Consider the following 22,877-nt stretch of genomic DNA (forward strand, 5'->3'; position numbering starts at 1 on the left):
GGCCGCCACACCCTCCCTCCCGAAGATATTTAGCCATCCGAAAATTTTCCTTAGCGTAGGGAATGTTTGCAGGGTGCACGTCGTTGGACCCGTACGTAACGCAGTTCTCCATCAGGAGGATCAACTCAGACGAAGGGAGAAGCCCGTGCGCTTCGAAATCCTGCGACTCGACGACATCGACGGCACGCCCGTCGACCGGACCGTCGTGGACGCCGCCTCCGTCAACCGGATCGTGCAGCAGGCCGCCGCGATCGGCCAGCGCATCTGGATCCGCCCCGCCGAGACCTCGGCCTCGTAACAGGCCGGGTTCCACACCACGCACCGCGCCCCCGCACGGACTTCGCCAGAGCGGAATCCGTACGGGGGCGCAGTGGTGTCCGGGCGGGCCTCAGGCGTTCTGGACGACCTGGGTGACGCCGTTGATGATCTGCTGCACGGCGATGGCGGAGAGCATCATGCCGGCGAGCCGGGTCACCAGGACGACACCGCCGTCCTTGATGACGCGGATGATCAGCAGCGAGTAGCGCATGGTCAGCCAGAGCACGACGTGCATGGCGGCGATGGCGGTCCAGACGGAGACCTGCGAGGCCACGCTGTCGGCGTTCTGCACGGCGAGGATGACGGAGACGATCGCGCCGGGCCCGGCGAGCAGCGGCATGCCGAGCGGGACGAGGGCGACGTTCACGTCCTTCGTCTGCTTGGGCTCGTCCGTCTTGCCGGTGAGCAGGTCGAGCGCGATGAGGAGCAGCAGCAGACCGCCCGCGATCATCAGCGCGGGGACGGAGACGTGCAGGTAGTCCAGGATCTGCTGGCCGAGCAGGCCGAAGACGGTGATGACGCCGAAGGCGACGGCGACGGCCTGCCAGGCCATCCGGCGCTGCACCTTGGCCGGACGGCCGGAGGTGAGCGCGAGGAAGATCGGGGTGATCCCGGGGGGATCCATGATCACGAAGAGGGTGAGGAACAGCGAGCCGAAGACGGCGACGTCGAACACGGTGGGGTGCCTTGCGGGAGAGGTGGAACGGTGGGGTGTACCCCTACGGGGCGGAATACGGGATTCCGGCGTCAGGGCAGGAGGAACGCCACCCCGCGCACGGCACGGAGCCGTACGGGTGGCGTGAGACCGGGGTGTGGGTGGGCACGCGCCGCCCGGGACGCGGCCGGGCCTGGCGGCCGGCCGCCGTCACGGGAAGCGGCGGCGAGGGGGCCCCGAGGGGCTCAGCGGGCTCCGCCGGCGCCCGGGACCGGGAAGGCGCCCGCAGCGCGGCGGGTGATCTCGCCGTAGATCTCGGGGTCGGTGGTGAACTCGCCGGGGCGGCAGGTCTTGCGGCTGCCGTGGTAGTCGCTGGAGCCGGTGGTCAGCAGACCCAGCTCCTTCGCGAGACCGCGCAGCCGGGCGCGCGTCGCCTCGTCGTGGTCCATGTGGTCGACCTCGATGCCGTCGAGCCCGGCCTCCGCCAGGCGGGCTATCGAGGCCTCGGGCAGCACCTGGCCGCGCTTGACGGCGAGCGGGTGCGCGAAGACGGTGACGCCGCCCGCCGCCTTGACGAGACGGATCGCGTCGAGCGGGTCCAGCTCGTGCTTCTCGACGTACGCCCGGCCTCCGTCGGCGAGCCACTCGGGCGTGAAGGCGCCGGACACGTCCGGTACGACCCCGAGCTCGACGAGCGCCTCGGCGACGTGCGGGCGGCCGACGGAGCCGTCGCCGGCGATCCGGGCGACCTGCTCCCAGGTGACGGGGACGCCCAGCTCCTGCAGCTTGCCGACCATGCCGCGGGCGCGCGGCACCCGGTCGTCGCGGACCAGTTCGCGCTCGGCGAGGAGCGCGGGCTCCTCCGGGTCGAAGAGGTACGCGAGCATGTGCAGCCCGATGCCGTCCATCCGGCAGGACAGTTCGGCGCCGGTGACGAGGGTCAGCCCCTCGGGCAGGGCGGCGATCGCCTCGGCGTGGCCGCGGGTGGTGTCGTGGTCCGTGAGCGCGACGACGTCCAGGCCGGCCGCGGCCGCGTTCCGGACGAGTTCGGCCGGGGAGTCCGTGCCGTCGGAGGCCGTGGAGTGGGTGTGCAGATCGATGCGCACGACGCGGTACTCCAGGGCTCGGGGCGGACGAGGGGACGCTCCAGCATAACGGGCGAATCGAACACGCCCGCACGGAACGTCACCGCGGGACGACCCCCGGGGAGGGTCCCGGGGCCCGCGAGCCCGACCTCGCCGGGGGACGGGCCTCGGGCCCCACGCGCCCGACCTCGCCCCCCTAGCCCAGGAGCCTCGGGGTGAGCGCGCCGCAGGGCAGGAGGTCGACCTCGGCGCCCGCGTCGCGCAGGTCGGTGAGGACCAGCTCGTCGTACATCAGGAGGCCGGACTGCTCGGGCCAGACGATGGCCCAGAGCCAGAGCCCGCGCGCCTCGCCCGCGAAGACCGCGCGGTCCTGCGGGGCGCCGGTGACGTGCCAGAGCGGGGTGGGGCGCCCGGCGGCGAGCACCTTCGCCTGGGGCGGTTTGTCGATGGCCATGCCGGAGCCGGGATCGAGGCCGTCGATCCCGGCGTACCGCGCGCCGAGTCCGACGCCGAGTTCCTCGGCGACCAGGAGCAGCTCGCCGATCCCGCCGAGCGGGCCGGGGCCGGAGCAGGCGACGGCCGTGGCGCGTCCACCGCTGCGGTCGTCCCCCGCGTACGCGACTCCGGTGAAGAGCCAGCCGACGGGCAGGGGCCACGGCATCCACACGGGCACGTGGGACCTGTGCACCACGACCCCGAGGCCCTCGACGCTGGGCGGGATCACGGGCTGGAGCGGGTGCACCGAGCCGTGCACGTCACACTGCCAGGAGTCGGCGAAGAGACCGGGCGCCCTGACCCGGCCACCGCACTTCGGACAACTGGGTTCGCCCCTCATAGGGCTCAACGGTCCTAGCTCTTCCGCCCCGCGTCAAGGACGGCAGCACACGATCACCCGTCCGGCCCGGGGCGTTCACCCGGGGCGTCCGGGCCGTGGCCGCATGGACCGGCCGAGATAGATGTATCTTGCATTCATTAGCTCGTCTAACTTATTCTGTGCATAGACCAACCATCTCGACGCGGAGGAGCGCCACCCATGGAGAGAGAAGAAGGCACACCCGGCGGGCTACTGCGCCAGCCCCCGGCCGTCTGGGCCACCGCGGGCGCCTCGGTCGTGGCCTTCATGGGCATCGGCCTCGTCGACCCGATCCTGCCCTCGATCGCCGAGGGCCTGCACGCGACCCCCAGCCAGGTGTCGCTGCTCTTCACCTCGTACTTCCTGATCACCGCCGTCGCGATGCTCGTGACCGGCTTCGTCTCCAGCCGCATCGGCGGCCGCAAGACCCTGCTCGCCGGACTCGCGCTCGTCGTCGTCTTCGCCGCCCTCGCCGGCACCTCCGACACCGTCGGGCAGCTCGTCGGCTTCCGGGCCGGCTGGGGCCTGGGCAACGCCCTCTTCGTCTCGACCTCGCTGGCCGTCATCGTCGGCGCCGCGGCCGGCGGAAGCGCGGCCGCGATCCTCCTGTACGAGTCGGCCCTCGGCCTCGGCATGGCCTGCGGCCCGCTGCTCGGCGCCGTCCTCGGCGACGCCAGCTGGCGCTACCCCTTCTTCGGCACCGCCGCCCTGATGGCGATCGGCTTCCTCTGCATCACGGTCTTCCTCAAGGAACAGCCGAGGCCCGCCCGCAAGGTCTCCCTGCTCGACCCGATCCGGGCCCTGGGCCACGGCGGTCTGGCCTCGGCCGCGGCGGCCGCGTTCTTCTACAACTACGCGTTCTTCACCGTGCTCGCCTTCACGCCCTTCGTGCTGAACATGACGCCGTACAAGTCCGGGGCGGTGTTCTTCGCCTGGGGCGTGCTGCTCGCCGTCTTCTCGGTGCTCGTCGCGCCCCGGCTCCAGCGGCGCTTCGGCTCGCTCACCGTGCTCGGCGGCTCGCTGGTGCTGCTCGCGGCGGACGTGGTGGTGCTCGGCTACGGCGGGCACACCACCGCCATCGTCTGCACGGTCCTGTCGGGCGCGTTCATCGGCGTCAACAACACCGTCTTCACCGAGCTGGCCCTCGGCGTCTCGAACGCCCCGCGCCCGGTCGCGAGCGCGGGCTACAACTTCGTCCGCTGGTTCGCGGCGGCGGCCGCCCCGTACTTCGCCCCGAAGATCGAGGCGTGGAGCGACGTCCACATGCCGTTCGTGGTGGCCGGCGTGGCCGCCGTCATCGGCGCCGCGATCGTCCGGGTCCGCCGCACCGCCCTCACGCACGACGCCGAGGCACTCGCCCCGAAGCACGCCACGGAGGACGGGATCGGCGTCTTCGCCCACCAGGACCGCCCTTCCGGCCATGTGGAAACTTCGGTTTACACACGATGATTCGGAAACTATGGTTGTCGCATGACGGCTTCGGAGATCACCCCGGAAGAGCGGGCAGGGCTCGACACGGCCCTGTACGACGCCCTGAATCCGCTGGCCTCGGCCATCCGCACCCGGCAGACCGGGCTACCCGCCGACCGCATGTGGGAGGCGGATCCGGTCGACGTGGCGCTGTCCGTCCTGGCCGCGTGGAAGGTGATGGACAGGGAGATCAAGCGGCTCACGGCGCAGGCCGCGGCGACCGCCGGCTCCTACGGCGCGAGCTATGAGCAATTGGGAGCCGTCTGGGGCATCACCCGCCAGGGCGCCCGCAAGAAGTGGCCCGAGGCCGTCAGCCGCCCGGCACCCGCGACGGCGGGCAGGAGCACGCTGACGCTGTTCGGAGGGACCGCCGAGCTGGTGCGGTCGCCTTCCGGCGACTGGGGCTGGACCGGGCGAGGTGCTGACGGAGCGTCCGGCACGGCCGCCGACGGGGCGCCGTACGCGACCGCCGAAGAGGCGGCGGCCCACGCGGGCGCGTTCCTCAAGGAACACGCCCGCTAGGGGGTGTTCCGAAAGTCCTGCGGGCGCCGCGGGTGCTGTGCGGGACTTCCGAAACACCCCCTAGCGGGCGATCGTGCGGGGCACCCGCGGACCCGGGTCCTCGGGCGCTCGCGTGGGCACCCGCGGGCCCGGGTCCGCGGAACGGCCTCAGTCCAGGTTCACGGACCTGCGCAGCGGATCGCGCAGGTCCGTCCCCGCTGCCAGCCAGCGCTCCTCCAGGGCCTGCGCCCCGTGCACCCGCTTCCACGCCGCCTCGTTCGGCGTCATCGGGAGCAGGGGCAGGAAGCGGACCGGGTCCATCGGCGCGTCGAGCTCCAGGTCCTCCACCAGACCGCCCGACCCGGCGACGAGCACCGAGCTGAAGGGGGCGCCCGGCCAGAGCGGATCGCCGACGTCGAGCGAGGCGCCCGCGGCCACGACGACGCCCTCGACCTGCGGGGTGGCGGCGAGGACGGCCAGCGGGCGCAGCACCTTGTCGGTGTCGGCGAGCCCGCCCCGTACGGTGAGGACCAGCTCCGCGCGCGGGCCCTTCACCGGGTCGGCGAGCGCGGAGGTCGGATCGGCCATCGGCTGCGCGGACATCCCGAGGGTCGCGTACCGCACGAGGTCGCCGTCGACGAAACGCAGCACCTCGATCCGGTCCGTGCCGAGGAACGTCACCGCGGCGCGCGCGTCCGGTTCGCCGAGCGCCGTCCGCAGCCGGGCCTCGACCAGTGCAAGAACTTCTCCCATGTGGGGAGCATAGATCGCGTATGGAACGGGCAAAGTAAGGGATTGACCCGCTGTCGGCTGATAGTGTTGGCCACTGGTCGGGATTCCCGACTGCTCGTCACATGTCATCCCCGACAGGGGACCGGCCGGAGGAGGTGGGACTGCGATGGACCGAAGTCGATCGGGCAGTACCAGCCGCTCTTCCGCCGCTCCGCACCCCAGCCCGGTGCGCTCCTCCCGGTGACGTCCGGGTCCGGCACGGACCCGCCCCTCCGGCATCTCGCACGACGGAAGAGCAATTCTCGCCTTTCCCTGTCTGTAGCGACCGCCGTCACCGCGACCCCTCGGTGCCGCCCGCTTTGTGGACGACGTACCTCCCCGTCCTCATTCCGGGCTGTGCCACGCTCGCCGACGGCCGATCCGTGAAGGAGCACGCCCATGTCGATGATCCGTGACCTCACCGCCGCCGTCCGCCCGAGCCTGCGGCACTCCCTGCGCAAGACCCCCACCACGTACACCGCGTACGACCCCACGCGCGACCACTCGGCGTCCAGCGCCGTGGTCGACTGCGCCGTCTACCGCGACGGGCGCCGGGTCGACGACCGCGACTGCCTCACGCCGCGCGGAGCGATGCGCCAGGTGCGGGAGAGCGGCGGCTTCGCGTGGATCGGACTGCACGAGCCGACCGAGGCCGAATTCGCCGGCATCGCCGCCGAGTTCGGGCTGCACCCGCTCGCCGTCGAGGACGCCGTCCACGCCCACCAGCGGCCCAAGCTGGAGCGGTACGACGACACCCTCTTCACGGTCTTCAAGACCATCCACTACGTCGAGCACGCCGAGCTCACCGCGACCAGCGAGGTCGTCGAGACCGGCGAGGTCATGTGCTTCACCGGCCCCGACTTCGTCATCACCGTCCGGCACGGCGGCCAGGGCTCCCTGCGCAACCTCCGCCACCGCCTCCAGGGCGAGCCCGAGCTCCTCGCCAAGGGCCCCTCGGCCGTCCTGCACGCCATCGCCGACCACGTCGTCGACGGCTACATCGCGGTCGCCGACGCCGTCGAACTCGACATCGACCAGCTGGAGATCGACGTCTTCTCGCCGGCCGCCAAGGGCTCCACGCGCGGCACGGACACGGGCCGGATCTACCAGCTCAAGCGCGAGGTGCTGGAGTTCAAGCGGGCCGTCACGCCGCTGCTCCGCCCGATGCAGCTGCTCTCCGAGCGCCCGATGCGGCTCGTCGACCCCGACATCCAGAAGTACTTCCGGGACGTTGCCGACCACCTCGCCCGCGTCCAGGAGCAGGTCGTCGGCTTCGACGAGCTGCTCAACTCGATCCTCCAGGCCAACCTGGCGCAGGCGACCGTCGCGCAGAACGAGGACATGCGCAAGATCACCTCGTGGGCCGCGATCGTCGCCGTCCCCACGGCGGTCTGCGGCGTGTACGGCATGAACTTCGACCACATGCCGGAGCTGCACTGGAAGTACGGCTACCCGATGGTGCTGACCGGCATCATCGCGATCTGCTTCACCATCCACCGCACCCTCAAGCGCAACGGCTGGCTCTAGATAGGCTTCGGCCATGACCGATCAGTCGCTCGGGCCCGCCCTCGTCGAGGAGGCCACCAAGAAGTCCGGCCTCGTGTGGGTGCGCGGCACCGAGCCCGCCCGCGCGCTCTGGCACGTCTGGCACGACGGCGCCGCGCACGTGGTCGGCGACGGGCCCGGCGAGCAGCCGCTGCCGGGTCTGGTCGACGGCGGTACGGCCGAGGTGACCGTCCGCAGCAAGGACAAGGGCGGCCGGCTCGTCGAGTGGACCGCCACCGTCCGCGACCTCTCCCCCGGGACGGAGGAGTGGGACGCGGCGGTCGCCGAACTGAAGGGCAAGCGGCTGAACGCCCCCGACGGCGAGGCCATGCCGGGCCGCTGGGCGCGCGAGTGCCGGGTGGTGCGGCTCGACCCCCGGTCCTCGACCACGGAGCTGCCGGACGGCTCCCTGGCCGCCGTACCGCTGCCCACGTGGGCGAACACCCGCCGTCCGATCCCGGCGGGCCTGCCGAGACTGCTGTTCCGCAAGAAGCGGCACTGAGGCCTCAGGTCCGCGGCAGCTGCTTGCCGTAGTCGAGGGTCTCCTCCTTCGAGGGCTCCGTGAGCGGGAAGTCCCTGTCCCACTCGGAGAGCACCACGACGCCCGCTCCGCCGGCGCGGGAGAACTGCAGCGGGTACGGCTCGCCGTCCAGGGACACGTCGAGGGTGCCGCCCTCACCCTCGGCCCCGCCCTTGACCTTGACCGTGCGGACCCCGCCGATCTGGTCCCGGTCGCCCTTGACCATCTCACCGTGCAGGCCGATCAGCCCGTCGAGGAGCGTGCCCATGTCGGTGAAGCCGCGCAGCTGCTTGTACGAGGGGTCGCCCTGCGGGACCTTCACGTACTTGTCGTCGAGGGTGTCGGCGGCCTCGGCGTCCGCCTCCGACGGCGCCTCGCCCTCCTTGCCGTCGTGGGCCCAGAACCCCGCGTCGGCCTTCAGGTAGAGCGCGTCGCCGACCCGGAGCAGCTCGAAGGTGCTGTTCTTCGTCGTCACCGAGCCGGTGGCGCCGTTCTGCTTGAGCCGCATGTTCAGCTTGAAGGTGCCGCCCTTGCTCACCAGGGTGCCGGAGAGCCGTACGGCGGTCGCCGCGTCCGCCGCGGTCTGCGCCTTGCGTTCGATCTCGGGGGCGGAGAGTCTCCCCACCCCGTTGGTCCCCTCGTCCGGGTCGGCGGCGCAGGCCGTGAGTCCCACCGTCAGTCCGGCGCAGAGCGCCAGGGGCGCGACCGCCCTGCGGATACGCGACGACGGGGTACGAACGGTCATCTGCGCTGCCTCTCGTGTCGTGGGGGGGCGACGGGCAGGGCCCGTACGGGATGCCGGGGGGGGCGGCCGCGGGCCGGCCGGGCGGAAGGGCCGGGTCCGGTGCCGGGGCCGATGGGGGGAACGGCAGACCGCAGCGTACCCGGGCCACGTGACGGGCCCCGCAGGCAGCCGTACGGAGGCTCTGCCGGAGCGGTGCGGAACGTCACGGGCTAGCCTGAACCCGGCAAAGCTCTGCGATCACCGGCAAAGCTCTGTGACGACTCGCATCGACCACTCGAATCGTGCGGCACCGAGGAGGCGCGTGGCATGGCGGCAGGCGCCCCCCGGATCTTCGTCTCCCATCTCGCCGGAGTGCCCGTCTTCGACCCCGTCGGCGACCAGGTCGGCCGCGTCAGCGACCTCGTGGCCATGCTCCGCGTCGGCCGCAGGCCGCCCCGCCTGCTCGGCATGGTCGTGGAGGTGCTGAGCCGCCGCCGGGTCTTCGTGCCCATGACCCGGATCACCGGCGTCGCCTCCGGCCAGGTCATCACCACCGGCGTCGTCAACATGCGGCGCTTCGAGCGGCGCCCCACCGAGCGGCTCGTCCTCGGGGAGCTGCTCGACCGGCGGGTGACCCTGGTCGAGTCGGGCGAGGAGGTCACCGTCCTCGACGTCGCCATCCAGCAGCTGCCGGCCCGCCGCGACTGGGAGGTCGACAAGGTCTTCGTCCGCAAGGGCAAGGGCGGGGTCCTGAGCCGCAAGGGCGAGACGCTGACCGTCGAGTGGTCGGCCGTCACCGGCTTCTCCCTGGAGGAGCACGGGCAGGGCGCCGAGAACCTGCTCGCCACCTTCGAGAAGCTCCGCCCCGCCGACCTCGCCAACGCCCTGCACCACCTCTCCCCCAAGCGGCGCGCCGAGGTCGCCGCCGCCCTCGACGACGACCGGCTCGCCGACGTCCTCGAAGAGCTGCCGGAGGACGACCAGGTCGAGATCCTCGGCAAGCTGAAGGAGGAGCGGGCCGCCGACGTCCTGGAGGCGATGGACCCGGACGACGCGGCCGACCTGCTGTCCGAGCTGCCCGAGGAGGACCAGGAGCGGCTGCTGACCCTGATGCAGCCGGACGACGCGGCCGACGTGCGCCGCCTCCTGGCGTACGAGGAGCGCACGGCGGGCGGTCTGATGACGACCGAGCCGATCGTGCTGCGCCCGGACGCGACGGTCGCGGACGCGCTCGCGCGGGTCCGGCAGCAGGACCTGTCCCCGGCGCTCGCCGCGCAGGTGTACGTGTGCCGGCCGCCGGACGAGACGCCGACCGGCAAGTACCTGGGCACGGTGCACTTCCAGCGGCTCCTTCGCGACCCGCCGTTCACGCTGGTCAGCTCGCTCGTGGACAGCGATCTGCCGCCGCTCGGCCCGGACACCCCGCTGCCGGCGGTGACCAGCTACCTCGCCGCGTACAACATGGTCGCCGCGCCCGTGGTGGACGAGAGCGGTTCGCTGCTCGGCGCGGTCACCGTCGACGACGTGCTCGACCACCTGCTGCCGGACGACTGGCGGGAGACCGAGTTCCACGAGGAGGGGGTCCGGCATGGCCGCTGAGCGCACGCAGGACCGGGAGCGGGAGCGCTCCGTGCCGCGCATCCGGCTCGACCTGCCGCGCGAGCGGCGGACCCGGCTCCTTCCGGAGTACGACCCCGAGGCCTTCGGGCGGCTCTCGGAGCGGATCGCCCGCTTCCTGGGGACGGGCCGCTTCCTGGTCTGGATGACGCTGACCGTCGTCGTCTGGATCGGCTGGAACGTCTTCGCGCCCGCGTCGCTGAGGTTCGACGAGTACCCCTTCATCTTCCTGACGCTCGCGCTGTCCCTCCAGGCCTCGTACGCGGCGCCGCTGATCCTGCTCGCCCAGAACCGCCAGGACGACCGGGACCGCGTCAATCTGGAGCAGGACCGGAAGCAGAACGAGCGCTCGATCGCGGACACCGAGTACCTGACGCGGGAGATCGCCGCGCTGCGGATGGGCCTCGGCGAGGTGGCCACCCGCGACTGGATCCGCTCCGAGCTCCAGGACCTGATCAAGGAGCTGGAGGAGCGCCGGGATCTATTCCCGTCCGGCGAGGACCGGGGAAGTGACGTACCCGACCGTTGACAGCCCTTTCATGCGCCCGTGGTCCGCGCCGTACCATCGTCGGTATGGCTACGGAAGACGCGGTGCTCGAAGCACTGGCGACGGTGAACGACCCTGAGATCAACAAGCCGATCACTGAGCTCGGCATGGTCAAGTCGGTGGAGATCGAACCGGACGGGAAGGTCGCCGTCACGGTCTACCTGACGGTCTCCGGCTGCCCGATGCGCGACACCATCACGCAGCGCGTGACCGAGGCCGTCTCCCGGGTCGAGGGCGTCACCGGCGTCGACGTCACGCTCGACGTGATGAGCGACGAGCAGCGCAAGGAGCTGGCGGCGGCGCTGCGCGGCACGAGCGCCGAGCGCGAGGTGCCCTTCGCGAAGCCGGGATCGCTGACCCGGGTGTACGCGGTGGCCTCCGGCAAGGGCGGCGTCGGCAAGTCCTCCGTGACCGTGAACCTGGCCGCGGCGATGGCCGCCGACGGTCTCAAGGTCGGTGTCGTCGACGCCGACATCTACGGGCACAGCGTGCCGCGGATGCTGGGCGCGGACGGCCGTCCGACCCAGGTCGAGAACATGATCATGCCGCCGTCGGCGAACGGCGTGAAGGTCATCTCCATCGGCATGTTCACCCCGGGCAACGCGCCGGTGGTGTGGCGCGGCCCGATGCTGCACCGCGCGCTCCAGCAGTTCCTCGCCGACGTGTACTGGGGCGACCTGGACGTCCTCCTACTCGACCTGCCCCCGGGCACCGGCGACATCGCGATCTCGGTCGCGCAGCTCGTCCCGAACGCGGAGATCCTCGTCGTCACGACCCCGCAGCAGGCGGCGGCCGAGGTCGCCGAGCGGGCCGGCTCGATCGCCGTGCAGACCCACCAGAAGATCGTGGGCGTCGTCGAGAACATGGCGGGCCTGCCGTGCCCGCACTGCGACGAGATGGTCGACGTGTTCGGCACCGGCGGCGGCCAGAAGGTCGCGGACGGTCTGACGCAGACCACGGGCGCGACCGTCCCGGTCCTCGGCTCGATCCCGATCGACGTGCGGCTGCGCGAGGGTGGCGACGACGGCAAGCCGGTCGTCCTGTCCGACCCGGACTCCCCCGCGGGCGCCGCGCTCCGCGCGATCGCGGGCAAGCTCGGCGGCCGTCAGCGCGGCCTGTCGGGCATGAGCCTGGGCATCACGCCGAGGAACAAGTTCTGAGAGACACGACATGACCGAAGGGCGCCCCCGTGCGGGGGCGCCCTTCGCCGCTTCTACGCGCCGTACGCGCCGAGGTCCTTCACCTGCGAGAAGCCGAGCCCGTACGCGCTCATCCCCCGCCCGTACGCACCGATGTGGACGTCCCCGGCGGAGCCGGCGAGGACCCAGCCGAACTCGGACTCCCGGTAGTGGAACGGCACCGTCACCCCGTCCACCGGCAGCGACAGCGCCGACCAGGCCGGCCCGTCGAGGTCGTCGGCGAGCTCGAAGGCGGTCTCCGTCTGCTGGTCGAGCCAGTGGTCCCGCAGCGCGTGGTCGAGCGAGGCGGGCCAGGTGTGGGCGAGGAGCCCGGAGCCGGCCAGCCAGGCGGCGGAGGACACCGTCGTGGCGTCCAGGACGCCGGTGCCGTCGCCGGTGCGGCGCACGGGGTTCGCCGCGACGGTCACGACGACGGCGAAGCGCTCCTTCTCGGCGCCGCCGGCCTCGGACTTTATCGACGGCTCGTCACCGTGCCCCATCGAGCCGTGCTGGACGGTGCCGTCCGCCGCCGTGCCGATCTGCATCAGCCGGCGAGGACCGCTGAACGCCTCGTCCAGCCCGTACCAGGCGAAGGGTGCGCGCAGAAAGCCATCGGCTTCCACCCGACTCGTCGTCTTCATCTCGGCCGCCTCCTCGTTCCGTCAACAGAGGGAGGATAGCCACCGCTGAGGAGCGGTTCGGTGACAGGCCGTCGTCAGGTGGCGTCGGAGTCGTACGGAGGACGCTCAGGAGCGCCCGGATCGTCCCGCTTGTCCTGCTTCTTCAGCAGGTCCGGGGAGCCGTTGACGGCGGCCGGGGCGGACGCGGGCGCGCTCTCCCGGCCGTGGACGGCGTCGGCGACCTCGTTCATCTCCTTCTTGAGGTCGAACGTACCGCGCAGCTCCTTGAGCTCCTTGAGGTCCTCGTTGCTCTCCATCTGCTTGCGGAGGAACGTCTTGGGATTGAGGTCCTCGAACTCGAAGTCCTTGAACTCCGGCCCCAGCTCGCTGCGGATGTCCTGCTTCGCGCTGTCGGAGAACTCACGGACCTTGCGGATGAACCGCGAGACGTCCTGGATCACCTTCGGGAGCTTGTCCGGCCCGAAGACGAGCACGGCGAGGACCACGAGCGTCACCAGCTCGAGTGCGCCTATGTCGCTGAACACCTAGTAGCTCCTTCACGCCGGTCCAGGGCCCGGTCCACGGTACCCGCCGAAACTGCCGGACGGGTACCTCCGGGTGTCCGCCACGTGGCGCTCACGTGCCCTGCGAGGAGCCGAGCGTCAACGTCTTTGTCAGCTCTTTGCCGTCCCGGGTCAGGGTGAGCTCCAGCCGGTCGCCGGGCCGGTGGGCGCGGATCTTCACGATGAGCTCCTCGCCGTTGTGCACGCGCTGGCCGTCGACCTTGGTGATGACGTCGCCGGGCCGCAGTCCCGCCTGGGCGGCCGGGCCGCCGGCGGTGACGGAGGCGGAGCCGTCCTTGCCCTTCTCGCCGACGCGGGCGCCGTCGCCGTTGAACTGCATGTCGAGGCTCACACCGATGACGGGGTGGGTGGCCTTGCCGGTGTTGATCAGCTCCTCGGCGACGCGCTTGCCCTGGTTGATCGGTATCGCGAAGCCGAGACCGATGGAGCCGGGCTGGCTCGCGCCGCCCTCGCCCTCGCCGGAGCCGCCGCCGGCCGCGCGGATCGCGCTGTTGATGCCGATGACCCGGGCCTTGGAGTCGAGCAGCGGGCCGCCGGAGTTCCCGGGGTTGATGGGGGCGTCGGTCTGGAGCGCGTCCACGTAACTGACGTCGCTGCCGTCGCCCTTCTCCCCGCCGGCCGTGATCGGGCGCTCCTTGGCGCTGATGATCCCGGAGGTGACGGTGTTGGAGAGGTCGAAGGGGGCGCCGATGGCGACGACGGGGTCGCCGACGCGGACGTTGTCGGAGTTGCCCAGCGGCAGCGCCTTGAGGCCGGAGACGCCGGTGACCTGGACGACGGCCAGGTCGTAGCCGGTGTCCTTGCCGATGAGCTTGGCGCGGGCCGTCTCGCCGCTGGAGAAGGTCACCGAGATGCTCCCGGAGGCCCCGGCCCCGTCGACGACGTGGTTGTTGGTGAGGATGTGGCCCTTGGTGTCGAGGACGAACCCGGTGCCGGTGCCGGACGATCCGCTGCCGGTGACGTGCAGGGTGACCACGCCGGGAAGGGCGCTGGCCGCGATCCCGGCGACGCTGTCGGGGGCGCGGTCGGTGTCCCCGGCCTCGGCCTGCGGCAGCTCGACGGTGGTGAGTCCGCCGTTGCGCTCGACGTACGCGCCGATCCCGCCGCCGATGACGCCGGTGATCAGGGCGAAGACGAGCGCGCCCGCGATCGCGAGCCCCTTCCGGGACTTCTTCGCGGGGAGCGGCGGAACGCCGGTCCCGGGAGCGCCCCAGGGGTCGTACTGCACCCAGGGCGCGGCGGCCGGGCCCTGCGGCTGCGGATGCGGGTGCTGGTGGGGCTGAGGCTGCGGGTGGGGCTGGTGAGGTGCCTGCTGCGGCGGTACGGAGGCGGGCGGGCGCTGTACGGGCGGCGCGGGCGCCCACGGCCCCGGCTCGCCGTACGGCGGCGTGCGGTACTCGTCAGGCGCGTGCAACGGCTGCGGGGCCGGCTCCGCCGGGGGGACGGGGGCGACCTCGGCGACGGGCTCCGGCGCGGGCGCGGGCACGGGGGCGGCGACGCCCTCCGGCGCGGGCGCGGGGGGCGCGGGCGCGGGAGCCGGCCCCGGCGCGGGCACGGGGGCTGCGACGGCCTCCGGCGCGGGCGCGGACTTCGTCAGCTCGACGACCGGTTCGGGCCCTGCGGCTGCCGCCGGGGCGACGGAAACCGGCGCGGGCTCTCCGCCCTGCGCGGGCACGGCGGCCGGCGCGGGACCGTCGGGCGCCGCGGGGTCGGCCGACGCGTCCGGCGCGGCAGGCTCAGCGGCCGAGGCGGGCGCGGCAGGCTCAGCGGCCGAGGCAGGCTCAGCGGACCCGGCCGGCACCGCGGCCTGCGCGGGGGCCGTGGTCGGGGCCGGTTCGTGGGGCGGCTGGGGTGCGGGCAGGGGGAAGTCGCCGCCCTCGTCGGCCGGGGACGGCGTGGGTATCCGCGCCGCCTCCGGTGCGCTCGAAGGCCGGCTCCACCAGTTCGGCTTCCCGTTGTTCATGCTCTCCCCGCAACCGCTGACCCGTCCGCGCCCCTGGGTCGGGCGCCCCTGCCCCTGGATTCAACCAGGTCGCGGGTCAGCGGTGGGAGCCGAGCGGCTCGGTCGTCGGGCTCGCCATCGGGCTGGGCCCGGGGGCGAAGGCCAGCTGGAGCGCCGGACCCGTCGGCCGTATGAACGGCGAGAGCGCGAACAGCGACTGCGGGACCCGCTCCCGGAGCCGTACGGCCACCAGCGGAGCGGCCGCGGAGCGCACCGCGTCCGGAGGGACCGCGCCCGACGGGACCGTGCCCTGGGCCGTGGCCGCGACGGGTCCCTGCGGCACGGCGGCCGGGGTCACCGCGGCGAGCGGCTCGGCTGCGTCGACGGACCGGGCGCCCGAACGCTCCCCGGACCGCGTGCCGCGCCCGGTGGCCGACGTGCCCGAGGACGCGCCGGCGCCGGACGTGGTGGCGCGCAGCGGGGTGACGGCGGTGCCGGTGCCCTGGGTCCCGCGGGCGCTCGCGTTCACCGAGGCTTCGAGCGGCAGGGTGCCGCCGAGGGCGATCGCCGCGAACGAGACGGCTCCGGCCGCCGCGACGGCGAAGCGCCGCCCCCGGCCGGAGGGCCCGGAGGGGCGGTAGCCGACCTCGTGGATGCGGAAGCCCGTCCCGGGGGTGCCGGGGCGCGGGGTGACGACGGCGGCCGTGGCGAAGCCGTCGGACTTCACTCCGCCCGCGCCGAGGAGCTCGTCGAGGGGGCCGCGCGGTCCGCCGGGGCCGCCCGGCTCACCGGGTCCCCCGGGGAGGCCCTGCAGCCGGGCGAGGAAGCCCTCGGACGGCGGTGGCGGGGCCGCGGAGGCGAAGACGCTCTTCAGCCTGCGCTGGGCGTCGGCCTCGGCCTTGCAGCGGGCGCAGGTCGCGAGGTGGGCGAGGACCCGCTCGCGGGCGTCGTGGCCGAGCTCGCCGTCGACGAGCGCGGCCAGCCGGTCCCCGAGGTGGTGCTCCGCGGGGGTCGGCGACGTGGGACGTGTGCCGCTCACGCTGTCCCTGCCTCCCATCCGACGGAGGCCAGCGCACGCTCCGCCCGGGCCTCGGGCGAGCGGTGCTTGAGGGCCTTGCGCAGGTGGGAGCGGCCGCGGTGGATGCGGCTGCGGACGGTGCCGAGCTTCACGCCGAGGGTCGCGGCGATCTCCTCGTACGACAGCCCCTCGATGTCGCAGAGCACGACGGCCGCGCGGAACTCCGGCGCGAGGGTGTCGAGGGCCTGCTGCACGTCGGCGTCGAAATGGGTGTCGTTGAACGCCTGCTGCGGGGAGGGCTCGCGGCTCGGGAGCCGCTCGGCGGCGTCGTCGGCGAGCGCGTCGAAGCGGATGCGCTGCTTGCGGCGGACCATGTCGAGGAAGAGGTTGGTGGTGATGCGGTGGAGCCAGCCCTCGAAGGTGCCCGGGGTGTACGTCGACAGCGAGCGGAACACGCGGACGAAGACCTCCTGGGTGAGGTCCTCGGCGTCGTGCTGGTTGCCCGTCAGGCGGTAGGCGAGGCGGTAGACCCGGCCACTGTGCGTGCTGACGATCTCCTCCCAGGTGGGAGGGGTCCACGCCTGCGATTCCGCATCCGATGCGAAGGTCGCGGTGGTGGGAGCGGAGTCGGTGGTGCGGAAACGGTCAGCGGTGTCGGTCACGGATTTCGGCTCACCCGCCGACCTGAGAAGACGCCGAAGCACTCCTCCCCGATCCACAGGCGCAGCCGCACCTCCCCTGTCGGCTCTGGTGGTGTCCAGTGGAGCCCCTACCATAGCCACCTCGCCCGTTAGCTCCGGATAAGAATCTTTACGCGAATTTGGGGCCGGGTCGCCCGGCCGCCTCCTGTCGCGTCCTTCCCCTGGTGAACGCACGGTCCCATCTGCGGGTTCCCGCGCACAGCGGATACAGTCACCGTTGCGTCAACTACGGGGACAGGAGAGGGCCATTACCGCCAACCGGCAGACGAGCTGGTCGTTCGCCGACGCCTTCGTCGCCGAGGACGAGGCTCTGCGCTGGGCCCGGGAGCGGGCCCGGGAGGCAGGGCTGCCCTCGGTGTCGCCGGGCACCGGTGGGGCGCTGCGCCTGCTCGCCGCGACGGCGGACGCCAAGGCGGTGGCGGAGATCGGCACGGGCACGGGCGTGTCGGGCATCTACCTGCTGCTCGGGATGCGGCCGGACGGCGTCCTGACGACGGTGGACCTCCAGCCGGAGCGCCAGCAGCTCGCCAAGACGGCGTTCCGCGCGGCGGGCTTCGCCGGCAACCGGGCCCGCTTCATCCCCGGCCGCGCCCTGGACGTGCTGCCGCGGCTCGCGGACGGCGGGTACGACCTCGTCTTCTGCGACGGCGACCGTCTCGAGTACCTGGACTATCTCGCTGAATCGTTGCGCCTGCTGCGACCGGGGGGCCTCGTCTGCTTCGAGGGGGTCTTCGCGGACGGCCGCACGGTCGATTCGGGGGCCCAGCCGGCGGAGGTGCAGCGGATCCGCGAGCTGCTGCGCGCGGTGCGGGAGAGCCAGGAGCTCATCCCGTCGCTGCTGCCGGTGGGCGACGGCCTGCTCTGCGCGGTGCGCCGGGGCTGACCGCGCCCCCGTCCGTCCCGTACCGCCCCTGCTCTCCCCGTGGGCCCCGGCCCGCCCCGTACCGTCCCCGGAGACACCACTGCCCCGGGGCGGCGGACCGTCCCGGGGCAGTGCTGGAAATCATGGAGAAGAGGGTCAGCCGACGACCTTCTTGAGGGCGTCGCCCAGTGCCTCGGCCTCGTCCGGGGTCAGCTCGACGACAAGCCGACCGCCGCCTTCGAGCGGAACGCGCATGACGATGCCCCGCCCCTCCTTGGTCACCTCGAGCGGGCCGTCACCCGTCCGCGGCTTCATGGCCGCCATGCTTGTTCCCCTTCCTGAAACCAGCTCATCGTCAGCCGGGCAGCTCCTTGATGTGGAGCACGCGTCACCGGCTTCGAACACATTGCTTCCAGGTCATTATCCCGCATGGCAGGACCCGATGACCAACATCGATCGGCATCGCTTGTGCAACGCGCTCCCGCAAAACCCCACAATTCGGCGATCGGCCTGCGATACTTCGCCGCTCGACGTCGGACGGACCCCCTCCGATCTCCCTCGGAACTCCCTCGATTCTTTGACGCAGCTCACATGGGCGGCGCCGGTGATCTCCGCCATGCTGGGCAGGTCAACCACGCGATGAGGCGAAGGGATCCTGATGGCCGACACGGTGCTGTACGAGGTGAGCGACGGGCTCGCCACCATCACGCTCAACCGGCCCGAGGCCATGAACGCGATGAACGTGGCGACGAAGGTCGCCCTCCGGGACGCCGCGGAGACGGCCGCGGCCGACCCCGCCGTGCGGGCGGTGCTGCTCACGGCGGCCGGCGACCGGGCGTTCTGCGTGGGCCAGGACCTGAAGGAGCACGTCGGGCTGCTCACGGCGGACCAGGAGTCCGGCACGCGCGAGACCATGAACACGGTCCGTGACCACTACAACCCGATCGTCCGCGCGCTCACCGGCATGCGCAAGCCGGTCGTCGCGGGCGTGAACGGCGTCGCCGCCGGGGCCGGCTTCGGCTTCGCGCTCGCGGCGGACTACCGGGTGGTCGCGGACACGGCCTCGTTCAACACCTCGTTCGCGGGGGTGGCGCTCACCGCGGACTCGGGCGTGTCGTGGACGCTGCCCCGGCTGATCGGCGCGAGCCGCGCCTCCGACCTGCTGCTCTTCCCGCGCTCGATCGGCGCCCAGGAGGCGTACGAGCTGGGCATCGTGAACCGTCTGGTCCCGGCCGCCGAGCTGGCCGCCGAGGCGGAGAAGGTGGCCCGCACCCTCGCGGCGGGCCCGACGGTGGCGTACGCGGCCCTCAAGGAGTCCCTCGCCTACGGCGCCGACCACTCCCTCACCGAGGCCCTCGGCAAGGAGGAGGAGCTCCAGAACCTGGCGGGCGCCTCGGAGGACCACACGATCGCGGTCCGCGCCTTCATCGCCAAGGAGAAGCCGCGGTACGTGGGCCGCTGAGGCCCGTCGGCCCGGGGCCCGCGGACTACCGCGCGCCCCGGGCCACACAGCCCGCCAGGTGGTCGTCGACCAGGCCGCAGGCCTGCATCAGGGCGTAGGCCGTGGTGGGGCCGATGAAGCGCAGGCCGCGCTTCTTGAGGGCCTTGGAGAGCGCCGTCGACTCGTCGGTGACCGCGGGGACCTCGGCGAGCGTGCGCGGGGCCGGGCGGGTCGCCGGGTCGGGGGCGTGGGACCAGATCAGCGCGTCGAGCTCGCCCGGGGACCAGTCGGCGAGCAGCTTCGCGTTGGCCAGGGTCGCGTCGACCTTGGCGCGGTTGCGGATGATGCCCTCGTCGGCGAGGAGCCGCTCGCGGTCGGCGTCGGCGAAGCGGGCCACGTCGGCGATCCGGAAGCCGGAGAACGCCTTCCGGAAGCCCTCGCGGCGGCGCAGGATGGTGATCCACGACAGGCCCGACTGGAAGGCCTCCAGGCAGAGCCGCTCGAACAGCGCGTCGTCGCCGTGGACCGGCCGGCCCCACTCCTCGTCGTGGTACGCCACGTAGTCCTCGGCCGACAGGCCCCAGGGGCAGCGCAGCCGCCCGTCGGGCCCGGGGATCGCCTCGCCCGTCACCGCTCGCCGCCCCCGGCGTCCGCGTCCCCGGCCGGGCCGGCGCCGGCGAGCGCCTCCTCCAGTTCGGCGATCCGGGCGTCGCGCTCGGCGAGCTCGGCGCCGAGCCGGACGAGGACGTCGTCCACGTCGGCCATCCGGTAGCCGCGGGGCGCGACGGGGAGGCGGAGCGCCTCGACGTCGGCGCGGTCCACCGGGCGGGCGGTGGGGAGCGGGTCGACGAGCTGCTCGGGCGCCACCTCGGGCAGCACCTCGCTGTCGCCGCCGCCGACCACGGCGAGGGTCACCGCGGCCACGACCACCACCATCGTGATGAGCAGAAACCAGAACACTGCGCGCCTCTCCCCGGAGTGGAAAACGTCCCGTGCCGATCGTGCCATGCGCCACCGACGGTTAGGGTCGCAGGCGAACGGACGCGAGGGAGGACAAAAGGGATGCTGCGCTTGGGACGGCGTGAATTCGGGCCGCACGAGCCGGTGATCATGGCGATCGTGAACCGGACCCCGGACTCCTTCTACGACCAGGGCGCGACCTTCCGGGACGAGCCGGCGCTCGACCGGGTCGAGCAGGCCGTGGCGGAGGGCGCGGCGATCATCGACATCGGCGGGGTGAAGGCAGGTCCCGGCGAGGAGGTGACGGCCGAGGAGGAGGCGCGGCGCACGGTCGGTTTCGTCGCCGAGGTCCGCAGGCGCCACCCCGACGTGGTGATCAGCGTCGACACCTGGCGGGCGGACGTCGGCGAGGCGGTCTGCGAGGCCGGGGCGGACGTCCTGAACGACGCGTGGGGCGGCGTCGACCCCCGGCTCGCGGAGGTCGCCGCGAAGTACGGCGCGGGCCTGGTGTGCACGCACGCGGGCGGCGCGGAGCCCCGGACCCGGCCGCACCGGGTGGAGTACGAGGACGTGATGGCCGACATCCTGCGGGTGACGGTGGGGCTCGCGGAGCGCGCGGCCTCGCTCGGCGTGCGGCGCGACGGCATCATGATCGACCCCGGTCACGACTTCGGGAAGAACACCCGGCACAGCCTGGAGGCGACCCGGCGGCTCGGCGAGATGGCGGAGACGGGGTGGCCGGTGCTGGTGTCGCTGTCCAACAAGGACTTCGTGGGCGAGACGCTGGACCGGCCGGTGAAGGAGCGGGTGCTCGGCACCCTGGCCACGACGGCCGTCTCCGCGTGGCTCGGCGCGCAGGTGTACCGGGTGCACGAGGTCGCCGAGACCCGCCAGGTCCTGGACATGGTGGCGTCCATCGCCGGCCACCGCGCCCCGGCGGTGGCCCGGCGCGGGCTGGCGTAGGAGACGGAAAGGGGGCGCCGGGATCCGGCGCCCCCGCCGGGGAGGGACGGGCCTACTTGCCGGTCTCCTTCGTGACCAGCGCGACCGCCTCCTCCACGTCGTCCGTGACGTGGAAGAGCAGGAGGTCGCGCTCGGAGGCCTTGCCGCCCGCGACGACCGAGTCGCGCAGCCAGTCGACCAGGCCCTTCCAGTACTCCGTGCCGAAGAGCACGATCGGGAAGCGGGTGACCTTGCGGGTCTGGACCAGGGTCAGCGCCTCGAAGAGCTCGTCGAGGGTGCCGAGGCCGCCGGGCAGGACGACGAAGCCCTGCGCGTACTTCACGAACATCGTCTTGCGGACGAAGAAGTAGCGGAAGTTCACGCCGATGTCGACGTGCGGGTTCAGCCCCTGCTCGAAGGGCAGCTCGATGCCGAGGCCCACCGAGACGCCCTTGGCCTCCCTGGCCCCCTTGTTGGCCGCCTCCATGGCGCCCGGGCCGCCGCCGGTGATGACCGCGAACCCGGCCTCGACGAGCGCCCTGCCGATCCGTACGCCCGCCTCGTACTCCGGCGACTCCGGCTTCGTGCGGGCCGAGCCGAAGACGCTGATCGCGCTGGGCAGTTCGGCGAGGGCGCCGAAGCCCTCGACGAACTCGGACTGGATGCGCATGACCCGCCAGGGGTCGGTGTGCACCCATTCCGAGTCGCCCTCGGTGTCGAGCAGCCTCTGGTCCGTGGTGCCCGGCTGGACCTGGTCCCTGCGCCTGAGCACCGGTCCCAGCCGCTGCTCCTCCGGCTTCGTCTCCCCTTCGGGGATACCCATGGCCTGCTCCCTCCGTCGAACCGACGATCTTCTGGTTGGGTCAGCGTAGGACCACAGAGGTGACGAAATGCGAAATTACGGGAGTCAGGCGGTCAGCCAGTCGCGGAGCCGTGCCTCGCAGTGGTGGATCCGCTCGACGGGGACGTGCTCGTCGCGCTTGTGCGCGTAGATCGGGTCGCCGGGACCGTAGTTGACGGCGGGCACCCCGAGGGCGCTGAAGCGGGCGACGTCGGTCCAGCCGAACTTGGGCTGCGCGCTGCCGCCGACCGCCTTCATGAAGGCCTCGGCCGCGGGGTGGGAGAGGCCGGGCAGGGCGCCGGGGCTCTCGTCGTCGACGACGAACTCGGAGATGCCGCAGCCGTCGAAGAAGGCGCGGACGTAGGCCAGGGCCTCGGCCGGGGAGCGGTCGGGGGCGTACCGGTAGTTGACGGTGACGGCGCAGGCGTCGGGGATGACGTTGGTGGCGACGCCGCCCTCGATCCGTACGGCGTTGAGGCCCTCGTGGTACTGGAGGCCGTCGATGACGGGCTTCCGCGGCTCGTAGGCGGCGAGGCGCGCGAGGATCGGGGCGGCGGCGTGGATGGCGTTGGAGCCCATCCAGGAGCGGGCGGAGTGGGCGCGCTCACCGGCGGTGTGCAGGATGACGCGCAGGGTGCCCTGGCAGCCGCCCTCGACCTGGGCGTCGGAGGGCTCCAGGAGCACGGCGAAGTCGCCTTCCAGCCAGTCGGGGTGCGCGGCGGCGATCTTCCCGAGGCCGTTGAGGTCGGCGGCGACCTCCTCGTTGTCGTAGAAGACGAAGGTGAGGTCGCGGTTGGGCTCGGGGACGGTGGCGGCGATCCGCAGCTGGACGGCCACCCCGGACTTCATGTCGGAGGTGCCGCAGCCCCACAGGACGCCGTTCTCGTCGAGGCGCGAGGGGACGTTGTCGGCGATCGGCACGGTGTCGATGTGGCCGGCGAGGACGACGCGCTCGTCGCGGCCGAGGTTCGTCCGGGCGACGACGTTGTTGCCGTACCGGTCGACGGTGAGGTGCGGCAGGAGGCGCAGGGCCTGCTCGATCGCGTCCGCGAGCGGCTGCTCGGTACCGCTGACGGAGGGGAAGTCGACGAGGGCGGCGGTGAGCTCGCCCCCGTCGCGGGAGAGGTCGAGGGCGCCGTCGAGCGGGGTGATGTCAGCCATGTGCCGACCCTAACGCGGCCT

The 22,877-nt window shown here is 72.6% G+C and carries 26 protein-coding genes; 11 read left to right on the forward strand and 15 right to left on the reverse strand.

The genetic code is table 11. The annotated features are described in order from the left end of the window. The first annotated feature begins 145 nt into the window (after positions 1–145). The gene (locus tag ABTY59_RS00460; RefSeq protein WP_086823662.1) at positions 146–298 is read left to right on the forward strand and encodes a DUF8834 family protein; all 153 of its coding nucleotides are present in this window, start codon (positions 146–148) and stop codon (positions 296–298) included. A gap of 90 nt (positions 299–388) precedes the next feature. On the opposite strand, the gene ABTY59_RS00465 is transcribed toward ABTY59_RS00460, so the two are convergent. The 3 genes from ABTY59_RS00465 to ABTY59_RS00475 form a co-directional block, all read right to left on the reverse strand. Next, a complete protein-coding gene (locus ABTY59_RS00465) occupies positions 389–994 on the reverse strand; it encodes a MarC family protein (RefSeq protein ID WP_352016689.1) in 606 nt (201 codons plus the stop codon). A 224-nt stretch (positions 995–1,218) separates the two neighbouring features. After that, positions 1,219–2,079, reverse strand: a complete 861-nt coding sequence (locus ABTY59_RS00470; RefSeq protein ID WP_352016690.1) for a PHP domain-containing protein — start codon at positions 2,077–2,079, stop codon at positions 1,219–1,221. A 175-nt stretch (positions 2,080–2,254) separates the two neighbouring features. Then, on the reverse strand, positions 2,255–2,893 hold the full coding sequence (locus ABTY59_RS00475) for a DUF6758 family protein (protein ID WP_041131110.1): 639 nt from the start codon (positions 2,891–2,893) through the stop codon (positions 2,255–2,257). A 198-nt stretch (positions 2,894–3,091) separates the two neighbouring features. Between ABTY59_RS00475 and ABTY59_RS00480 the strand changes: the two genes are divergently transcribed. Together ABTY59_RS00480 and ABTY59_RS00485 are read left to right on the forward strand one after the other, a co-directional pair. Further along, positions 3,092–4,360 (forward strand): MFS transporter, encoded by a 1,269-nt coding sequence (locus tag ABTY59_RS00480; RefSeq protein ID WP_352016691.1) that lies wholly within the window; start codon positions 3,092–3,094, stop codon positions 4,358–4,360. Between the two features lie 21 nt (positions 4,361–4,381). After that, positions 4,382–4,903, forward strand: a complete 522-nt coding sequence (locus tag ABTY59_RS00485) for a hypothetical protein (RefSeq protein WP_352016692.1) — start codon at positions 4,382–4,384, stop codon at positions 4,901–4,903. 147 nt (positions 4,904–5,050) lie between these two features. Here the strand turns inward: ABTY59_RS00485 and ABTY59_RS00490 are convergent, their stop codons facing one another. Then, complete coding sequence (locus tag ABTY59_RS00490; RefSeq protein WP_352016693.1) at positions 5,051–5,635, reverse strand: suppressor of fused domain protein; 585 nt, start codon at positions 5,633–5,635, stop codon at positions 5,051–5,053. A 417-nt stretch (positions 5,636–6,052) separates the two neighbouring features. Between ABTY59_RS00490 and ABTY59_RS00495 the strand changes: the two genes are divergently transcribed. Both ABTY59_RS00495 and ABTY59_RS00500 read left to right on the forward strand, forming a co-directional pair. Then, the gene (locus tag ABTY59_RS00495; RefSeq protein ID WP_352016694.1) at positions 6,053–7,180 is read left to right on the forward strand and encodes a magnesium and cobalt transport protein CorA; all 1,128 of its coding nucleotides are present in this window, start codon (positions 6,053–6,055) and stop codon (positions 7,178–7,180) included. Between the two features lie 13 nt (positions 7,181–7,193). Then, on the forward strand, positions 7,194–7,700 hold the full coding sequence (locus ABTY59_RS00500) for a hypothetical protein (RefSeq protein WP_352016695.1): 507 nt from the start codon (positions 7,194–7,196) through the stop codon (positions 7,698–7,700). A gap of 4 nt (positions 7,701–7,704) precedes the next feature. Here the strand turns inward: ABTY59_RS00500 and ABTY59_RS00505 are convergent, their stop codons facing one another. Continuing rightward, positions 7,705–8,463 (reverse strand): hypothetical protein, encoded by a 759-nt coding sequence (locus ABTY59_RS00505; protein ID WP_352016696.1) that lies wholly within the window; start codon positions 8,461–8,463, stop codon positions 7,705–7,707. Between the two features lie 306 nt (positions 8,464–8,769). Between ABTY59_RS00505 and ABTY59_RS00510 the strand changes: the two genes are divergently transcribed. The 3 genes from ABTY59_RS00510 to ABTY59_RS00520 are packed head-to-tail and all read left to right on the forward strand — an operon-like array spanning position 8,770 to position 11,766. Continuing rightward, positions 8,770–10,041, forward strand: coding sequence for a magnesium transporter MgtE N-terminal domain-containing protein (locus ABTY59_RS00510; RefSeq protein ID WP_352016697.1), 1,272 nt, complete (start codon positions 8,770–8,772; stop codon positions 10,039–10,041). Next, positions 10,031–10,588: a DUF1003 domain-containing protein gene (locus ABTY59_RS00515; protein ID WP_352016698.1), complete on the forward strand. Its 558-nt coding sequence runs from the start codon at positions 10,031–10,033 to the stop codon at positions 10,586–10,588. Before ABTY59_RS00510 ends, ABTY59_RS00515 begins: the two co-directional genes overlap by 11 nt. A 44-nt stretch (positions 10,589–10,632) precedes the next feature. Beyond that, positions 10,633–11,766, forward strand: coding sequence for an Mrp/NBP35 family ATP-binding protein (locus tag ABTY59_RS00520; protein ID WP_352016699.1), 1,134 nt, complete (start codon positions 10,633–10,635; stop codon positions 11,764–11,766). Between the two features lie 53 nt (positions 11,767–11,819). Here ABTY59_RS00520 and ABTY59_RS00525 read toward each other — a convergent pair whose 3' ends face one another. The 5 genes from ABTY59_RS00525 to sigE all read right to left on the reverse strand — a co-directional run bounded on the left by ABTY59_RS00525 (position 11,820) and on the right by sigE (position 16,724). Further along, positions 11,820–12,425 carry a hypothetical protein gene (locus tag ABTY59_RS00525; protein ID WP_352016700.1) on the reverse strand — a complete coding sequence of 202 codons (606 nt, stop codon included), beginning with the start codon at positions 12,423–12,425 and terminating at the stop codon, positions 11,820–11,822. Between the two features lie 74 nt (positions 12,426–12,499). Then, positions 12,500–12,949 carry a sec-independent translocase gene (locus ABTY59_RS00530; protein ID WP_352016701.1) on the reverse strand — a complete coding sequence of 150 codons (450 nt, stop codon included), beginning with the start codon at positions 12,947–12,949 and terminating at the stop codon, positions 12,500–12,502. A gap of 91 nt (positions 12,950–13,040) precedes the next feature. Continuing rightward, complete coding sequence (locus ABTY59_RS00535) at positions 13,041–14,951, reverse strand: S1C family serine protease (RefSeq protein WP_352016702.1); 1,911 nt, start codon at positions 14,949–14,951, stop codon at positions 13,041–13,043. A gap of 76 nt (positions 14,952–15,027) precedes the next feature. Next, positions 15,028–15,969, reverse strand: coding sequence for an anti-sigma factor family protein (locus tag ABTY59_RS00540; RefSeq protein ID WP_352016703.1), 942 nt, complete (start codon positions 15,967–15,969; stop codon positions 15,028–15,030). Next, positions 15,966–16,724: an RNA polymerase sigma factor SigE gene (sigE, locus tag ABTY59_RS00545; protein WP_078908486.1), complete on the reverse strand. Its 759-nt coding sequence runs from the start codon at positions 16,722–16,724 to the stop codon at positions 15,966–15,968. The genes ABTY59_RS00540 and sigE overlap by 4 nt, the downstream gene beginning before the upstream one ends. A 142-nt stretch (positions 16,725–16,866) precedes the next feature. On the opposite strand from sigE, the gene ABTY59_RS00550 reads away from it, so the two are divergent. Beyond that, a complete protein-coding gene (locus tag ABTY59_RS00550; protein WP_352016704.1) occupies positions 16,867–17,532 on the forward strand; it encodes an O-methyltransferase in 666 nt (221 codons plus the stop codon). A 135-nt stretch (positions 17,533–17,667) separates the two neighbouring features. On the opposite strand, the gene ABTY59_RS00555 is transcribed toward ABTY59_RS00550, so the two are convergent. Then, on the reverse strand, positions 17,668–17,835 hold the full coding sequence (locus tag ABTY59_RS00555; RefSeq protein WP_009997451.1) for a DUF3117 domain-containing protein: 168 nt from the start codon (positions 17,833–17,835) through the stop codon (positions 17,668–17,670). A gap of 334 nt (positions 17,836–18,169) precedes the next feature. Between ABTY59_RS00555 and chcB the strand changes: the two genes are divergently transcribed. Beyond that, positions 18,170–18,973 carry a 2-cyclohexenylcarbonyl CoA isomerase gene (gene chcB / locus ABTY59_RS00560; protein WP_352016705.1) on the forward strand — a complete coding sequence of 268 codons (804 nt, stop codon included), beginning with the start codon at positions 18,170–18,172 and terminating at the stop codon, positions 18,971–18,973. A gap of 25 nt (positions 18,974–18,998) precedes the next feature. Here the strand turns inward: chcB and ABTY59_RS00565 are convergent, their stop codons facing one another. Together ABTY59_RS00565 and ABTY59_RS00570 are read right to left on the reverse strand one after the other, a co-directional pair. Then, entirely contained in the window at positions 18,999–19,583 is a 585-nt protein-coding gene (locus tag ABTY59_RS00565; RefSeq protein ID WP_352016706.1) for a DNA-3-methyladenine glycosylase I, read from the reverse strand. Beyond that, the gene (locus ABTY59_RS00570; protein ID WP_352016707.1) at positions 19,580–19,912 is read right to left on the reverse strand and encodes a hypothetical protein; all 333 of its coding nucleotides are present in this window, start codon (positions 19,910–19,912) and stop codon (positions 19,580–19,582) included. Before ABTY59_RS00570 ends, ABTY59_RS00565 begins: the two co-directional genes overlap by 4 nt. Before the next feature lie 102 nt (positions 19,913–20,014). On the opposite strand from ABTY59_RS00570, the gene folP reads away from it, so the two are divergent. Continuing rightward, complete coding sequence (gene folP, locus ABTY59_RS00575; protein ID WP_352016708.1) at positions 20,015–20,875, forward strand: dihydropteroate synthase; 861 nt, start codon at positions 20,015–20,017, stop codon at positions 20,873–20,875. A 52-nt stretch (positions 20,876–20,927) separates the two neighbouring features. Here the strand turns inward: folP and ABTY59_RS00580 are convergent, their stop codons facing one another. Both ABTY59_RS00580 and dapE read right to left on the reverse strand, forming a co-directional pair. Continuing rightward, complete coding sequence (locus ABTY59_RS00580; protein WP_352016709.1) at positions 20,928–21,677, reverse strand: LOG family protein; 750 nt, start codon at positions 21,675–21,677, stop codon at positions 20,928–20,930. 84 nt (positions 21,678–21,761) lie between these two features. Next, the gene (gene dapE / locus ABTY59_RS00585) at positions 21,762–22,856 is read right to left on the reverse strand and encodes a succinyl-diaminopimelate desuccinylase (RefSeq protein ID WP_352016710.1); all 1,095 of its coding nucleotides are present in this window, start codon (positions 22,854–22,856) and stop codon (positions 21,762–21,764) included. Positions 22,857–22,877: the final 21 nt, after the last annotated feature.

The sequence above is a fragment of the Streptomyces sp. NPDC096079 genome, from assembly GCF_040303145.1.
Classification (GTDB): Bacteria; Actinomycetota; Actinomycetes; order Streptomycetales; family Streptomycetaceae; genus Streptomyces.

What these genes read in the sequence shown, in the direction of transcription:
- ABTY59_RS00475 (WP_041131110.1), bottom strand. Translation starts at nt 2,893, where the DNA reads ATGAGGGGCGAACCCAGTTGTCCGAAGTGCGGTGGCCGGGTCAGGGCG.
- ABTY59_RS00480 (WP_352016691.1), top strand. Translation starts at nt 3,092, where the DNA reads ATGGAGAGAGAAGAAGGCACACCCGGCGGGCTACTGCGCCAGCCCCCG.
- ABTY59_RS00485 (WP_352016692.1), top strand. Translation starts at nt 4,382, where the DNA reads ATGACGGCTTCGGAGATCACCCCGGAAGAGCGGGCAGGGCTCGACACG.
- ABTY59_RS00490 (WP_352016693.1), bottom strand. Translation starts at nt 5,635, where the DNA reads ATGGGAGAAGTTCTTGCACTGGTCGAGGCCCGGCTGCGGACGGCGCTC.
- ABTY59_RS00495 (WP_352016694.1), top strand. Translation starts at nt 6,053, where the DNA reads ATGTCGATGATCCGTGACCTCACCGCCGCCGTCCGCCCGAGCCTGCGG.
- ABTY59_RS00500 (WP_352016695.1), top strand. Translation starts at nt 7,194, where the DNA reads ATGACCGATCAGTCGCTCGGGCCCGCCCTCGTCGAGGAGGCCACCAAG.
- ABTY59_RS00505 (WP_352016696.1), bottom strand. Translation starts at nt 8,463, where the DNA reads ATGACCGTTCGTACCCCGTCGTCGCGTATCCGCAGGGCGGTCGCGCCC.
- ABTY59_RS00510 (WP_352016697.1), top strand. Translation starts at nt 8,770, where the DNA reads ATGGCGGCAGGCGCCCCCCGGATCTTCGTCTCCCATCTCGCCGGAGTG.
- ABTY59_RS00515 (WP_352016698.1), top strand. Translation starts at nt 10,031, where the DNA reads ATGGCCGCTGAGCGCACGCAGGACCGGGAGCGGGAGCGCTCCGTGCCG.
- ABTY59_RS00520 (WP_352016699.1), top strand. Translation starts at nt 10,633, where the DNA reads ATGGCTACGGAAGACGCGGTGCTCGAAGCACTGGCGACGGTGAACGAC.
- ABTY59_RS00525 (WP_352016700.1), bottom strand. Translation starts at nt 12,425, where the DNA reads ATGAAGACGACGAGTCGGGTGGAAGCCGATGGCTTTCTGCGCGCACCC.
- ABTY59_RS00535 (WP_352016702.1), bottom strand. Translation starts at nt 14,951, where the DNA reads ATGAACAACGGGAAGCCGAACTGGTGGAGCCGGCCTTCGAGCGCACCG.
- sigE (WP_078908486.1), bottom strand. Translation starts at nt 16,724, where the DNA reads ATGGTAGGGGCTCCACTGGACACCACCAGAGCCGACAGGGGAGGTGCG.
- ABTY59_RS00555 (WP_009997451.1), bottom strand. Translation starts at nt 17,835, where the DNA reads ATGGCGGCCATGAAGCCGCGGACGGGTGACGGCCCGCTCGAGGTGACC.
- chcB (WP_352016705.1), top strand. Translation starts at nt 18,170, where the DNA reads ATGGCCGACACGGTGCTGTACGAGGTGAGCGACGGGCTCGCCACCATC.
- folP (WP_352016708.1), top strand. Translation starts at nt 20,015, where the DNA reads ATGCTGCGCTTGGGACGGCGTGAATTCGGGCCGCACGAGCCGGTGATC.
- ABTY59_RS00580 (WP_352016709.1), bottom strand. Translation starts at nt 21,677, where the DNA reads ATGGGTATCCCCGAAGGGGAGACGAAGCCGGAGGAGCAGCGGCTGGGA.
- dapE (WP_352016710.1), bottom strand. Translation starts at nt 22,856, where the DNA reads ATGGCTGACATCACCCCGCTCGACGGCGCCCTCGACCTCTCCCGCGAC.